Annotated in this window: 13 protein-coding genes; all 13 read left to right on the forward strand. The window is 64.5% G+C overall.

What is annotated here, in order from left to right; translation table 11 throughout:
* The first annotated feature begins 231 nt into the window (after positions 1–231).
* The 13 genes from IE00_RS17800 to IE00_RS17900 all read left to right on the forward strand — a co-directional run bounded on the left by IE00_RS17800 (position 232) and on the right by IE00_RS17900 (position 14,327).
* A complete protein-coding gene (locus tag IE00_RS17800; protein ID WP_072298541.1) occupies positions 232–1,008 on the forward strand; it encodes an ABC transporter ATP-binding protein in 777 nt (258 codons plus the stop codon).
* A gap of 18 nt (positions 1,009–1,026) precedes the next feature.
* Entirely contained in the window at positions 1,027–1,965 is a 939-nt protein-coding gene (locus IE00_RS17805; protein WP_083554504.1) for an ABC transporter substrate-binding protein, read from the forward strand.
* Positions 1,962–3,011, forward strand: coding sequence for an iron ABC transporter permease (locus IE00_RS17810; protein ID WP_072298542.1), 1,050 nt, complete (start codon positions 1,962–1,964; stop codon positions 3,009–3,011). The genes IE00_RS17805 and IE00_RS17810 overlap by 4 nt, the downstream gene beginning before the upstream one ends.
* A gap of 548 nt (positions 3,012–3,559) precedes the next feature.
* Positions 3,560–6,649 carry a Calx-beta domain-containing protein gene (locus IE00_RS19565; protein ID WP_083554505.1) on the forward strand — a complete coding sequence of 1,030 codons (3,090 nt, stop codon included), beginning with the start codon at positions 3,560–3,562 and terminating at the stop codon, positions 6,647–6,649.
* A 338-nt stretch (positions 6,650–6,987) separates the two neighbouring features.
* Complete coding sequence (locus tag IE00_RS17860) at positions 6,988–7,647, forward strand: ZinT family metal-binding protein (protein ID WP_371328459.1); 660 nt, start codon at positions 6,988–6,990, stop codon at positions 7,645–7,647.
* A gap of 84 nt (positions 7,648–7,731) precedes the next feature.
* Positions 7,732–8,739, forward strand: a complete 1,008-nt coding sequence (locus IE00_RS17865; RefSeq protein WP_072298543.1) for a LacI family DNA-binding transcriptional regulator — start codon at positions 7,732–7,734, stop codon at positions 8,737–8,739.
* Between the two features lie 63 nt (positions 8,740–8,802).
* On the forward strand, positions 8,803–9,471 hold the full coding sequence (locus IE00_RS17870; RefSeq protein ID WP_072298544.1) for an amino acid ABC transporter permease: 669 nt from the start codon (positions 8,803–8,805) through the stop codon (positions 9,469–9,471).
* Positions 9,472–9,475: 4 nt separating this feature from the next.
* Entirely contained in the window at positions 9,476–10,129 is a 654-nt protein-coding gene (locus IE00_RS17875; RefSeq protein ID WP_205949707.1) for an amino acid ABC transporter permease, read from the forward strand.
* A gap of 22 nt (positions 10,130–10,151) precedes the next feature.
* Positions 10,152–10,949, forward strand: coding sequence for a transporter substrate-binding domain-containing protein (locus IE00_RS17880; protein WP_072298546.1), 798 nt, complete (start codon positions 10,152–10,154; stop codon positions 10,947–10,949).
* A 49-nt stretch (positions 10,950–10,998) separates the two neighbouring features.
* The gene (locus IE00_RS17885; protein WP_072298547.1) at positions 10,999–11,733 is read left to right on the forward strand and encodes an amino acid ABC transporter ATP-binding protein; all 735 of its coding nucleotides are present in this window, start codon (positions 10,999–11,001) and stop codon (positions 11,731–11,733) included.
* Positions 11,730–12,650, forward strand: coding sequence for a 2-hydroxyacid dehydrogenase (locus tag IE00_RS17890; protein WP_072298548.1), 921 nt, complete (start codon positions 11,730–11,732; stop codon positions 12,648–12,650). The genes IE00_RS17885 and IE00_RS17890 overlap by 4 nt, the downstream gene beginning before the upstream one ends.
* 1 nt (position 12,651) lies before the next feature.
* Complete coding sequence (locus IE00_RS17895; protein ID WP_072298549.1) at positions 12,652–13,584, forward strand: sugar kinase; 933 nt, start codon at positions 12,652–12,654, stop codon at positions 13,582–13,584.
* 2 nt (positions 13,585–13,586) lie between these two features.
* On the forward strand, positions 13,587–14,327 hold the full coding sequence (locus IE00_RS17900; RefSeq protein WP_072298550.1) for a hypothetical protein: 741 nt from the start codon (positions 13,587–13,589) through the stop codon (positions 14,325–14,327).
* The last annotated feature ends 358 nt before the right edge of the window (positions 14,328–14,685 follow it).

Genomic DNA, 14,685 nt, shown 5'->3' on the forward strand with positions numbered 1-14,685 from the left:
AAGGGCGCGGTGCCTGTTTTCTGCAGATGGAATTCGGGGTTCGATCCGAAAGGTGAAGCCGGGGGCATCCGGACCTTTGACGCGCATCAGACCGGGCATTTTGCCGGCTGATCTGCCGGTTCCTGCCCCGACCCGTGCCGGTTCCAGCGACGGATGCCGCCGCCGCACTGATCTTCGGCCCGTAGCCATCATGCCGCGCCGGCGGTGCAGGCCTTGCGCGGCGGTGTCCGGATGATCCCCGCGGTAGAGCTGCGTGATGTCAGCTGGGGACCGCCAAAGGGACAAGACATTCTGTCGGATCTTGGTTTTGCCGTGCCCCAGGGTCAGATCATGGCCATCTGCGGCGCGAACGGGGCGGGCAAATCATCGCTGTTGCGCTTGATCTATCGCCATCATGCCCCCCGCAGTGGGGTCGTGAGGGTGCTTGGGCAGGATCTGTGGCAATCCCGCGCCACCGAGGTCGCCCGCAACGTGGCCGCCGTCCTGCAGGAGCAGCCGACCGATTTTGCCCTGACGGCGCGGCAGATCGTGGCCCTTGGGCGGTTGCCGCATCGGCGGGGTTGGCGGGCGGGGCTGTCCCTGGCCGATGACGGGGATGCAGGCATCGTCGGCGCCGCGATGGAGCGGATGCACCTGACGGCCTTGGCGGATCGCCCATTCGGAACCTTGTCGGGCGGCGAGCGTCAGCGCGTGATGGTGGCCCGCGCGCTGGCGCAGGAGCCGCAGGTGATCGTTCTGGACGAGCCGACCAACCATCTGGACATCCGCCACCAGTTGGAGCTGCTGGCCCTGCTGCGCGGGTTGGGGTTGACGGTCATCGCCACGCTGCATGACCTGACCCTGGCGGCCGGATTTGCCGATCGCATCCTGGTCCTGGCCGGGGGGCGCATCCTGGCCGACGGCCCCCCCGACCAGGCGCTGACCGAGGCCACGCTGGCCCATGCCTTCCATGTGAAGGCCCGGATCGACCATTCGGGTCATGCGCCCCGCTTTGCCTTCCATCTGTGACGCCGAAAGGACCGATTGATGTTTCGCCCTGCTTTTGCCGCCCTGCTGCTTCTGGCCGCGGCCGCACCCTGTCATGCCGTGACCGTCCAAAGCTGCGACCGGATGATCACCGTCGATGAACCGCCGGCCCGTGCCGTGTCGAATGACGTCAACCTGACCGAGATGATGCTGGTGCTGGGACTGCGCGACCGGATGGTGGGCTATACCGGCATTTCCGGTTGGAAGACGCTTGACGAAACCATGCGCGCCAAGGTGGCCGAACTGCCCGAACTGTCGGAAAAATACCCTAGCAAAGAGGTTCTGGCGGGGTCGGGGGCGGATTTCTTTTTCGCGGGTTGGAATTACGGCATGACGGTCGGCGGCGAGGTGACCCCCCAGACGCTGGCGCCCCTTGGCATCCAGGTCTATGAACTGACCGAAAGCTGCATCCATCTGGGCCCGCGTCCCCGGTCCAGCATGGAGGACATGTATGCCGACATCCTGAACCTGGGCCGCATCTTTGCCGTCGAGGATCGCGCGGAGGCGCTGGTGGCGGACTGGCGCACCCGGTTGAAGACCCTCACCGCGGGGGTGGATCGTGAAAGGCCGCTGCGGGTCTTCATCTATGACAGCGGAGAGGAGTCGCCCTTCACCGCCGGTGCCCATGCCATGCCCACCGCCCTGGTCGAGGCCGCCGGGGGGCGCAACATCATGGACGATCTGGCCAAAAGCTGGGCCGGGGTCAGCTGGGAGCCGGTGGTCAGCCGTGACCCCGAGGTGATCGTCATCGTCGATTACGGGGACGTCACCGCCCAACAGAAGATCGACTTCCTGAAGAACAATCCCGCCCTGGCCGATATCGATGCCGTCCGAAACGACCGCTTCGTGGTTCTGGACTATGTCGAGGCGACGCCCGGGCCACGCAACATCCATGCGGTCCAGACGCTGGTTTCGGCCTTCCGGACGGTCGGGCCATGACCGAAACCACAGCCGCGCCCCTCAGTGGGCGGCGTCTTGGCCCCAAGCTGGGCCTGGGCGGCGCTTTGGTGGCGATCATGCTGGTCACCGTCGGGTTCGCCGTCTGCCTGGGCACCGTCCCTGTTCCCCCCATGACGGTTCTGGCGGTGGTGCTGGATCACCTGCTGCCGGGCATGATCGACCGGGATATCAGCGCCGGCCAGGCCAGCATCGTCTGGCAGATCCGCCTGCCCCGCGTGATCCTGGCGGGGCTTGTGGGCGCGGGATTGGGCCTGGTCGGCGCGGCCCTGCAATCGGTCACCCGCAATCCGCTGGCCGACCCGCATCTGCTGGGCATCTCGTCCGGCGGGGCCTTCGGCGCGATTGCCGCGCTGCTGCATACAGGGATGTTTCTGGGGGGGCTGACCGTGCCCCTGATGGCGTTTGCCGGCGCGCTGATGGCGACCGCGCTGGTCCTGGGGGTTGCGCGCCTGTCGCGGGCCTGCAGCGCAGACCGTCTGGTGCTGACCGGCGTGGCCGTCAGCTTTGTCATCATGGCCTTGGCCAACATATTGATCTTTCTGGGTGATCCGCGTGCGACCCATACCGTCGTCTTCTGGATGCTGGGCGGGCTGGGGCTGGCGCAATGGTCCCATCTGCCTTGGCCGCTGGCGGTTTTGCTGCCCTGCGGTCTCTGGCTCTGGTCCCGGTCGGAGTCGCTGAATGCCATGAGTTTGGGCGACGAGACCGCCTCCAGCCTGGGCATCGAGGTCGAACGGTTTCGCCTGTCGATCTTCGTGGCGGCGGCGCTGATTACCGGGGTGATGGTCGCCTTTTCGGGATTGATCGGCTTCGTGGGTCTGATGATGCCGCACCTGGTCCGCCTGGTCCTTGGCGGCGACAACAGCCGGATCCTGCCCGGTTCGGCCTTTGCGGGGGCCGTGTTCCTGATTGCGGCCGACGCATTGGCCAGGTTCGCCCTGGCCCCCGAGGATATTCCCGTCGGAGTCGTCACGGGGCTATGCGGCGGTCTTTTCTTTATCTGGATGATGAGCCGAAAGGCGTAGTCCGGTTGGCGACCCTTATCCTTTTGTGGGTGTAATTTATGCAAAAGGATGAGACGATAATAAATACTTACCCTTTCCGGTTGTTTATTGCTGCTTATGCCAATTGCTCTGCGTGGCACATAAGGGCTTTTTAAAGGTAAAGCACGCCAGTGGGCTTTGCATTTGGCGGTTGGGGCATCCGCAACTGAATAGAGCTGACCGGTGCGGCGGTATCCCGCAGCATGCGTTGTCCCCAATAATCCCGGCGATGACCCTCCCTGACTGGGGGGCATATCATCTGGCCCTAAGCCAACAAGCATTGCTGATCATCCCCGGCCTGGTTTCGGGGGGCCTTGGATTGCAATAGCGCTTTGATAACATTTGATCCGAGATTGATTTTTAAAGAACAAGCCGCAGGGGAAAGGTAAATGTCCTTTCTGATGGAATATTGGTCTTCTTTTGTTTGCCAAACCAATTAATAATTTTACGACCGAATCGGATATTCAGACATTCCGCTTCCGGGTTTCAAGTCATCAGCATCGCGTCAAGAGTTGAAAAGGAAGTCCAGCATGGAACCGATTATCACCATCGACAGCCCGCGCGTCACGGAAGGGTTCTACAATACCCTGACATTCACCGTCCGCCTGTCGGCACCGGCGACGGATGCCGTGACGGTGGATTACCAGGCGCTGCCCCAGACGGCCGGATGGGAAGACCTCTACAGCACGCTTTCCGGAACGGTCACCTTCGGGATTGGGGAAACGGTCAAGACGATATCGGTGCGGGCGTCGCATGAGAGCGTGGACGAAGCGGACGAGGCCTTCGTCCTTGAACTGCGCGATCCGATCAATGCGACCTTCGGCAACAATATCCACAGCCTGTCGACGCTTGGCTGGATCCTGGACGATGACGGCAGCACCGCGAACAACCGTGCCATCGCGGTTTCCGACCCGATCGTCAACGAGGCGGCCAACGGCAAGGTGTCATTCATCGTCAGCCTGTCCCAACCCTTCCCTTCGGATCAGACCTTCACCTATCGCACCTATGACGTTTCGGCCGAGGCGGGGTCGGACTATGTCCAGAAGAGCGGCCAGATCAAGTTCCTGGCAGGCCAGACCGAGGCCATCGTCGATGTTGATCTGATCAACGACAACCTGCCGGAAACCGCCCAGAGCTTCGGCTTGGCGATCACCGGCACGGGTGGTGTGGACAGCGCCGTAGGGGTGGCGCAGATCCTGAATGATGACGGCCCCTTGCCGGTTCTTTCCGTGGAAAGCGGTTCCCATGTTGAGGGCTTTTACAATTATATCGAATTCACGATCCGACTGTCCGCACCGGCTTCTGATGCGGTCACGGTCGGCTATCAGGCCACCCCCCAGACGACCGGATGGGAGGATCTCTACAGCACATTGAGCGGCACGGTGACTTTCGAAGCGGGCGAGACTGTCAAGTCGGTCACGGTGCGCGCCCAGCACGAAGGCAATGACGAAACGGACGAGGCTTTCATCTTCGAACTTCGCGATCCGCAAGGTGCCACGTTCGGCGGCAACGTGGAAAGCCTCACGACGATCGGCTGGATCCGTGATGACGACGGCTCGGTCGTGAACAATCGCGCACTGGCGGTTTCCGATCTGGTCGTGAACGAAGCCTCGGGGGGCAAGGCCGTCTTCACGGTCAGCCTGTCGGAGAGCTTTGCGACGACGCAGAGCTTTGCTTATCAAACCGACAATGGCAGCGCCAAGGCGGGGTCGGATTACGTGTCCCAGACGGGCACCATCACCTTCCTAGCCGGTCAGACCGAAGCGGTTGTCGAGGTCGATCTGATCAATAACGCTGCGCCCGAGGCGACCGAGAGCTTCGATCTGCTCGTTACGGGGAGGAATGGGGTCGGCAGCGCCAGCGGGACGGCGATCATCCTTGATGACGACAGCTCGGTGCCGGTTCTGTCGATCGAAGGTGATAGCGTCATCGAGGGCTTTTACGACTATATCAACTTCACGATCCGTCTGTCCCAACCGGCCACGGATGCGATCACCGTGGATTACGCCGCCCTGCCCAAGTCGGCATCGCTGGAGGATCTGTATTCGACCATATCGGGAACCGTCACCTTTGCGGCGGGTGAAACGGTCAAGACGCTTTCTCTGCGCGCCAATTACGACCTGGTTGATGAACTGGACGAATCCTTCCTGCTGGAGCTGCGCAATCCCAATGGGGCGACGTTCGGTGGCGGCAATGCATCGCTGATGGCCCTGGGCTGGATCAAGGATGACGACGGCCCCTTCGTGAACCGGACGATCGCCATTTCGGACAGCACGGTGACCGAAGGGCCGAACGGGCGCGAGGCCGTCTTTGCCATCGAGCTTTCTCAATCCCATACCGAGGCCGTCTCGCTCAGCTATCGGACCGTTGATGTCAGCGCCAGGTCGGGATCGGATTATGCCGCCAGAAGCGGGACCGTCACCTTTGAACCCGGTCAGACCCGGGTGCTGGTGACGGTCCCGATCGGAAACGACCTGATCTCCGAATCCCCCGAAACCTTCCAGCTGCGTATCACGCCCCCCTATCCCACCGCGATTTCCGGGCAGACCCAGACCATCTGGGGAACGGGCACCATCCTTGACGGCACCATCGTCGGTTCCAGCCTGAACGAGACGCTGACCGGCAGCGAACAGGCCGACGCGATCAACGGCATGGGGGGAAATGACCTGATCCGGGGCCTTGCCGGCAATGACCGGCTGTCGGGCAGTTCCGGCAATGATACGCTGGATGGCGGGGCCGGGGCCGACACGCTTTTTGGCGGGACGGGCAACGACATCTATTTCATCGACAGCCTCAAGGACCGGATCATCGAAGCCGGCGGCGGCGGCAGTGACACCGTCCGGGCCAGGTTCTCCTATCAGTTGCAGGCCGATCTGGAAAACCTGGTGCTGACCGGCGGCGGCAACGTCAAGGGCACGGGAAATTCGCAGGCCAACAACCTGACCGGAAACGCGGGCAACAACGTCCTGAAGGGGCTGGCCGGCAATGACAGGTTGGATGGCCTTGCCGGGAATGACCGTCTTGAAGGCGGTTTGGGCAATGACCGGCTTCTTGGCGGGGCGGGCAGCGACACCCTGCTGGGCGATGCGGACAACGACCTGCTGAAGGGCGGGGCCGATGGCGATATCCTCAGGGGGCAGCTGGGCAATGACACGCTGGAAGGCTGGAACGGACATGATAATCTGCTGGGCGACGCCGGCAGCGACCGGCTGTTGGGCGGTGCCGGCAATGACCGCCTGAACGGAGGCGGCGGGGCCGACCAACTGATCGGCGGCGCGGGGCGGGACATGCTTTACGGTGGCGCCGACAGATTGCGCGACGTCTTCGTCTTCCGCGCCTTTTCGGACAGTCGAGCCGGCGGGGCCAATCGTGACCAGATCTTCAACTTCAGCAATGGTCGCGACGATATCGACCTGTCCACGCTGGACGCCAATACCCGGATGCGCGGCGTCCAGGATTTCGATTTCAACGGCACCAATGCGGCGGCAAGATCGGTCTGGTACGTCAAGCAGGGCGATGGTGTCGTCATCCGCGGGGATCACAACGGCGATGCCCGGGCTGATTTCGAGATCTTCGTCGCAGGAATATCCAGCTTGTCCGAGAATGATTTCGTGTTCTGATCGGCCCCGCGCCGTACCGGACGGTCAGGCTATATCTTGACGCATGACCATGGCGGGCAAATGCCCGCCATGGTCATGTCGTGGCCCCGGTGATCTGCAGGGATGTTCGGACCGGCTTCTGCGCCACCCCTTCCCCGTGTTTCTGAAGGTTGCAAAAGCTGGGCCCTGTGCGGGGCCATGGGCATCGTTCATTCCGACAAGCGGGGATTGGAGGGGCTTTGCAGCGGGCCGATCCCGACACGATCTTCCACAAGGGCTTGCTTCTTATGGTTATGTTATAATATAGCATAAGCCCTGCCCGCGTGGCAGGCGCCCGATACAGACCCGGAAGGACAGAGATGATGCAGATAACCAAGGTAACAAAGGCCGCCATTCTGGCATTGGCCATGACGGGCACGGCGGCCCCTGTCGTGGCGCAACAAACGGTGGGTCATGATGCGGCGCATCAGCACGACCATGCGCAGGACCGTATTGCCCAAGGCTATTTCGAGGATGCTCAGGTTCAGGCCCGTCCGCTGTCGGATTGGGCGGGCGACTGGCAATCGGTCTATCCCTATCTGCTGGACGGCACGCTGGATCCGGTGATGCGCGACAAGGCCCATCACGGCGACAAGACCGCCGAGGAATACAAGGAATACTACGCCACCGGGTATCGCAGCACGACCGACCGCATCCGGATCGAGGGCGATATCGTGACCTTCCATGCCGAAGACGGCATCCTGCAGGGGCGCTATCTGTCCGACGGGCAGGAGATCCTGACCTATGCCAAGGGCAATCGCGGTGTCCGCTATGTCTTTCGCAAGGCTGATGGCGATGCAGGAGCCCCCGACTTCATCCAGTTCAGCGATCACGCCATCGCGCCGGTCAAGGCGGGGCATTACCACCTGTACTGGGGCGACGATCGGGACGCGCTGCTGGCCGAGGTGACGAACTGGCCGACCTTCTATCCCACCGGCATGACCGGCGATCAGATCCTGTCCGAAATGCTGGCCCATTAGCACGGCATCGGCGCGGCGAAGGATTTCCCTTGCGACGGGAAACTTCCTATACCCCCTTTGACAAAACAAGGCAGGGGCGCCGCGATGAAGCACAGACGGGTAACCTTGGACCAGGTGGCAAAGGCCGCCGGCGTGTCGCGGGCCACGGTGTCGCTGGTCGTGCGCAAATCGCCCCTTGTCGCGGGGCATACCCGCGACAAGGTCGAACAGGTGATGGCCGACCTGGACTATGTCCGCGATATCGGCGCGGCGCGGCTGCGCAACAACAGCAGCCGCACCATCGGTGTCGTCGTGCCGAACCTGGTGAACCCCTTCTTCACTGAATTCCTGTCGGGGGCGGAACAGGTCCTGGGGCAGGGCGACCGCGTGGTCCTGCTGGCCAACAGCCATGACGACACCCATCTGCAATCCCAGATCCTGCAACGCTTTCGCGGCCACGGCGTCGACGGGCTGATCCTGTGCCCCGCGGCAGGCACCGATCCGGCGCTGATGACGCGGGTGCGGGACTGGGGGCTGCCCGTGGTGCAATCCATGCGCGAGGTCGGCGAGGATCTGACCGATTACGCGGGTGGCGATTACATCGATGGGATGCGCTTGGCCGTGCGGCACCTTGTGGAGAGGGGGCATCGGCGGATCGCCTTCCTGTCGGTGCGGGCGCGGACCTCGGCCCGGGCGGAAAGGCTGCGCGGCTTTGACCTGGCGCTGGCCGAGACCGGCGCGACCGAGGCCGGCATCACCGAAACCGACCTGACATGGGAGGCCTCGGTCTGCGCGGCGGGGGCGGTTCTGGCGGGCAGGCCCACCGCCATCCTGTGCTTCAACGACGTGCTGGCCGCCGGGCTGATGGTGGGTCTGCGCCGCCTTGGCGTGACGCCGGGACGGGACGTCGCGGTGGTGGGGCTGGACGATCTGGAAATGGCGCAGATGGTCTGGCCGCCCCTGACCAGCGTCGCCATGCACCCGGTGCGGATCGGCGCCTCGGCGGCGCGGCTGCTGACGCGTCGCCTGGCCGATGCCGATGCGCCGGTCCTGCGCGAATGCGTGGCGCCCGAACTCAGGGTGCGCGACAGCAGCGGTTGCGAAAAGGTTTGACTTGTTCTCCGGCTGCTTTTAGATCGTTCTAAATAGGGAATGGAAACATCTGCGGGGAGGCCGATGTATCAGTTCAACTTCCAACCGGTATTCGAAAGCCTGGATCTGCTGGCCAATGGTGCCTGGCTGACGGTGCGGCTGTCGCTGATGGCGATGATCCTGGGAATGGTCGTCTCGGTGCTGGGCGCGGTCGGCAAGACGTCGGGTATCCGGCCGCTGCGGTTCCTGATCGACATCTATGTCGAGGTGATCCGCAACACGCCCTTCCTGATCCAGATCTTCTTCATCTATTTCGGTCTGCCGGCCATCGGGCTGTCCATGTCGCCCGACAGCGCGGCATTGCTGGCGCTGGTCATCAATGTCGGCGCCTATGGCACCGAGATCATCCGGTCGGGCATCGAATCCATCCCCCGCGGCCAGATCGAGGCCGGACGCGCCCTTGGGCTGAACCCCGTGCAGATCTTTCGCTATGTCGTCATCCGTCCGGCGCTGCGCAACATCTATCCCTCGCTGACCAGCCAGTTCATCTATCTGATGCTGACCTCCAGCGTGGTGTCGGTCATCTCGGCCAGCGACCTGGCCTCGGCGGGGGCGGACCTGAATGCCCGCACCTTCGCCAGCTTCGAGATCTATCTGGTGCTGACGATCATGTATTTCCTGCTGGCCCTGGGCTTTTCGACCGTCTTCGGAATGATCCGGCGGGTGTTCTTCAATTATCCGGCGGGGCGCTGACATGATCCGTGAATTCACCTCGGCCGAACTTCTGTTCATCGTGGGCGCAATCCGCTGGACGCTGATCCTGTCGGCCATCGCCTTTCTGGGCGGGGCCATCGGCGGGCTGGGCATTGCCTTGGCACGCACATCGCAGGGTCGCGCGCTGCGTCGGGCGGCGGCTGGTTTCATCCAGGTCTTTCAGGGCACGCCCCTGCTGATGCAGCTGTTCCTGGTCTATTTCGGCCTGGCTGTCGTGGGGCTGCCGATCAACCCGCTGCTGGCCGCTGCCGTCGCGCTGACCCTGCATGCCAGCGCCTATCTGGGCGAGATCTGGCGCGGCGCCATCCAGGCCGTGCCCCAGGGCCAGTCCGAGGCCGCGACCGCGCTGGCCCTGTCCTACCCTGACCGGATGCGCCATGTCGTGCTGCCGCAGGCGATGCGCCTTGCCGTGGCGCCGACCGTCGGTTTCCTGGTGCAGCTGATCAAGGGCACCTCGCTGGCCTCGATCATCGGCTTCACCGAACTGACGCGGGCCGGCCAGATCATCAACAACGCGACCTTCAAGCCGTTCCTGGTCTTCGGCACGGTCGCCGCGCTCTATTTCGTGCTGTGCTGGCCGCTGTCGCTGCTGGCCCGCCACATGGAAGCCCGCATGCGCCGTGCCATCACGCGCTGACATTTTCCTGGAGGAGGAAACCATGACCCTGAACCGCCGCCTGTTCACCACCCTTGCCGCCAGCGCGCTGGCCCTTGGCCTCGCCGCGCCCGGCTTTGCCGCCGATCTGTCGGCCATCGAGGATGCCGGGACCGTCAAGGTTGGCATGCTGGTCGATTTCCCGCCCTTCGGCATCCAGGACAATTCCGGCAATCCCGACGGCTATGACGCCGATGTTGCCAAGGCGCTTGGCGAATATCTGGGGGTGGACACGCAGATCGTGCCGGTGACCGGCCCGAACCGCATCCCCTATCTTCTGTCGGGTCAGGTCGATGTGCTGGTCGCATCGCTTGGCATCACCGAGGAACGCGCCCAGAAGGTCGACTTCTCGGACCCTTATGCGGGGATCAGCATCGCCGTCTATGGCGACAAGGGGGTCGAACTGACCGAGGCCGCAGGGCTGGACGGCCAGGCCATCGCCGTCACCCGCGCCTCGACCCAGGACAGCGGCGTGACCGCCGTCGCACCCGAAACCGCGCAGATCCAGCGTTTCGACGATGACGCGACCGCGGTGCAGGCGCTGATGTCGGGACAGGTCAAGCTGATCGGCGCGTCGAACATCGTGATGTCGCAGATCGCGCAGGCGACGGGCGATCGCTTCGACAAGAAGTTCGACCTGTCCAGCCAGGTGCAGGGCATCGCGGTCGCGCCCGGATCGGACGCGCTGCTGGACAAGGTCAATGCCTTCGTGGCCGAGGCCAAGACCGACGGCACGCTGGACGGCATCCATGAAAAATGGCTGGGCGAGCCGCTGCCCGATTTCGTCAAGACCGACAAGTGATCCGACAGCCCGGCCATCCGTGGCCGGGCGTTTCCGCAGGGGACGACACATGACCGAACATGCCATCATCATGCGCGCCGTGAACAAGTATTACGGCGCCTTCCATGCCCTGACCGATATCGACCTGACGGTCGCGCCGGGCGAACGGATCGTCATCTGCGGCCCGTCGGGGTCGGGCAAGTCGACGCTGATCCGCACCATCAACCAGCTTGAGGCGATCGAATCCGGTTCCATCACCGTGGACGGGGTCGAACTGACGGCGGGCGGGGACAATGTCGCCAAGGTGCGGCGCGACGTGGGGATGGTGTTTCAGTCCTTCAACCTGTTCCCGCATATGACGGTGCTGGAAAACTGCATGCTGGCGCCGATGAAGACCCGCAAGGTCCCGCGCGCCGAGGCGAAGGCCACCGCCCAGCATTATCTGGAGCGGGTCAGAATCCCCGAACAGGCCGACAAATATCCCGCCCAGCTGTCGGGGGGCCAGCAGCAGCGCGTCGCCATCGCCCGCGCCCTGTGCATGAAGCCGCGCATCATGCTGTTCGACGAACCGACCAGCGCGCTGGACCCTGAAATGGTCAAGGAGGTTCTGGACACGATGATCGATCTGGCCCGCGAAGGCATGACCATGATCTGCGTCACCCATGAAATGGATTTTGCCCGCGCCGTGGCCGACCGCGTCATCTTCATGGACAAGGGCGTCATCGTCGAGGAGAACGCCCCCGAGGCCTTCTTCGGCAACCCGGCGAATGACCGGTTGAAGAACTTCCTGGGGCAGATCGCATGACCCGGCCCCGGATCCTGGCACTGGCCGACCTGAAGCCCGCCGACATGACCGACCGGCTGGAGGCCGATTATGACGTCATCCGCGACATCGCCGATGCGGGCGATGTCACCGCCGTGGTGACCGCCGGCAATATCGGCCTGTCGGCCGCGCAGATGGAGGCGCTGCCCGACCTGCGGATGATCGCGGTGAACGGCGTCGGCCTGGACGCGGTGGACATGGCGCAGGCGGCCAGGCGCGGCATCCGCGTTTCGACCACGCCCGATGTCCTGTCGCCCGCCGTGGCCGAGATGGCCCTGGGCCTGGCGCTGGCCTGCACCCGCCGCATCGCCGAGGGCGATCGTTTCATCCGTGCGGGCGCGTGGGAACAGGGCGGCAAGCTGGCGCTTGGCCGGTCCCTGATCGATATGCGGGCTGGCATCCTGGGGTATGGCCGCATCGGGCGGACGCTGGCCGACATGCTGCGCGGGCTGGGCATGCAGGTGCTGTACACCGCGCGCAGCGAAAAGCCCGGCGCGCCCGACGCCTTCCGCCCCGATGCGCTGACGCTGGCGCGCGATTGCGACGCGCTGTTCGTGACGACCTCGGGCGGGGATGACACACGCGCGCTGGTCGATGGGCCGGTGCTGGCGGCGCTGGGGGCCCAGGGGATCGTCGTGAACGTCGCGCGCGGCCCGGTGGTGCAGACCCATGACCTGGCTGCGGCGCTGCGCGACGGGACCATCGCGGGGGCGGGGCTGGATGTCTTCGACGACGAACCGAAGGTGCCCCAGGCCTTGCTGGATGCCCCCAATTGCGTGCTGAGCCCGCATGTCGCCTCGGCCACGGAACAGGCGCGGCGCGCGATGGCGCAGCTGGTTCTGGACAATCTGGACGCCCATTTCGGCGGACGTCCCTTGCCGACCGAAGTCCGGACCTGACATGGATTACCTCTGTATCGGCGAGCCGCTGATCGAGTTCACCGCCATGCCCGACCATCCGCAGGGCTTTTTGCGCAACGCGGGCGGCGACACGCTGAACACGGCCATCTATCTGGCGCGCCTGCTGGGGCCGGGGCGGGTGGGATACCTGTCCTGCCTGGGCGACGATGCCCACAGCCTGTGGCTGCGCGACCGCATCGCCGCCGAAGGCATCGACCTGTCGGCATTGGCCGCGCGCGCGGGCGCCCGCCCGGGCCTCAGCTTCGTGACGACCGATGCGGCGGGCGAACGCAGCTTCGCCTATTGGCGCGACCAGTCGCCCTTCCGCAGCCATTTCGACGACAGCCGGATCTTCGGTGGGCTGCCACGGGCCGATACGGTCTTTCTGTCGGCAGTGGCGCTGGCGGTGCTGCACCCCGCGGGGCGCGACACCCTGACGACTTGGCTGCAGACCTGCCGAGACCGGGGCGCGCATCTGGCCTTCGACACCAATTACCGCCCGCACCTGTGGCCTGACCGTCAGGTCGCGCGGCAGGCGATCGGGCGCATGGCCGGGATGGTCGATCTGCTGATGCCGTCGCTGGACGACATCCAGGGCTGCTTCGGGATCACGGGCCCCGAGGCCGCGATGGAAGCCCTGATGGCGTTGACCGGGGCCGAGATCGTGCTGACGACCGGCGGCGGTCCCGTCCTGCATCGCGCGCAGGGTGCCGCGGCCTGGACCTCGCATGACCTGCCGCCCGCCGTCACGGCCATCGACACCACCGGCGCCGGCGACAGCTTCAACGCGGCCTGGCTGTCGGCCCGGGGGCAGGGGGCGGGGGTCGCGCAGGCGGTGGCGGCGGCGGCGCGTTTGGCGGCCATCGTCGTCCGCCACCGTGGCGCCATCGTGCCGCCGGCCGCCATGCCTCACATGACCCTGAAGGACGCCTGACGATGAATGATGATTTTGATGCCGCGACTGCCGCCGCGCCCCTGTTGACCGCCTGGCAGGGGGGCGCGCGCCCGCAGGGGCTGTCGCCCTGCCCGCGGGACCTGCGCGACGCCTATGCGGTGCAGCGCGCGGTGATCCAAGGCCTGGGCGATCCCGGCGGCCTGTGGAAGATGGCGCTGTTGGAGGGGCGGGACCGACAGGCGGCCGCCCTGCCGCGCCGCATCCTGCATGACTCGGGCGGGGCGGCCCAGCTGCCCGCCGATACCGCGATCGAGGTCGAAACGGCGCTGATCCTGTCCTGCGAACCCGATGCCGCCGACCCGATGGCCGCCATCGCCAAGATCTGCCTGGCCTTCGAGCTGGTCGCGCCACGCTATGCCCCGGGGGCCGGTTTCACACCGTTGGAAAGCATGGCCGACGGCTTTCGGTCCGCCGGGGTGGTTCTGGGGGACCCGATCGATGGGTGGCGCGACGGCCTGCCCGACCAGTTGGACATCACGTTGATGCTGGATGGCGACACGATAAGCGTCGCCGAGGCCGCCGCACCGATGGATCAGGCGATGGATTTCCTTGGCTGGCTTGCAGGGCATGCCCGCAGTCAGGGAATGCCCCTGAAGGCAGGCGACGTGATCATCACCGGCGCCAGGATCGGACCCCTGCCCCTGAACGGGGCGACCCACGCCCATGCAATGGCCCTGGGGGGCAGGGTGGCGTTCGATCTGTCCTATCGGAGCGGGGAATAAAGGTGGCGGGAACCGCAGCGACCGCGTCGGCGTCAGATTTCCCGAAAGCCTGATTGTACAGGTGGGTACCGGGTAACGTGACCAGGGTCACGACAGAGCCAGCGCCCTCGGAAAACTTATAGGCCAGTGGAAATTTGGCCGATCGCGTGAAGAGCAGAAGCCCGCCGCCCTCAGAATTAGGACGCGGCGGCGGGCATTTCAAGATCTCGCATCGGTCGGGATCGATTCAAGCGCCAGAGTCGCAACCGATTCCGGGCTGATTCGTCTTATCCTGTTCGTTATCGTTGTTGTTCCCGAGATTTTTGCATGAATTATTCGTTTGATTTCAGGTGTTTGTGCGGATTGTCTGGTTTCATTT

It is taken from the genome of Paracoccus sp. SM22M-07 (assembly GCF_001887735.1).
Classification (GTDB): domain Bacteria; phylum Pseudomonadota; class Alphaproteobacteria; order Rhodobacterales; family Rhodobacteraceae; genus Paracoccus.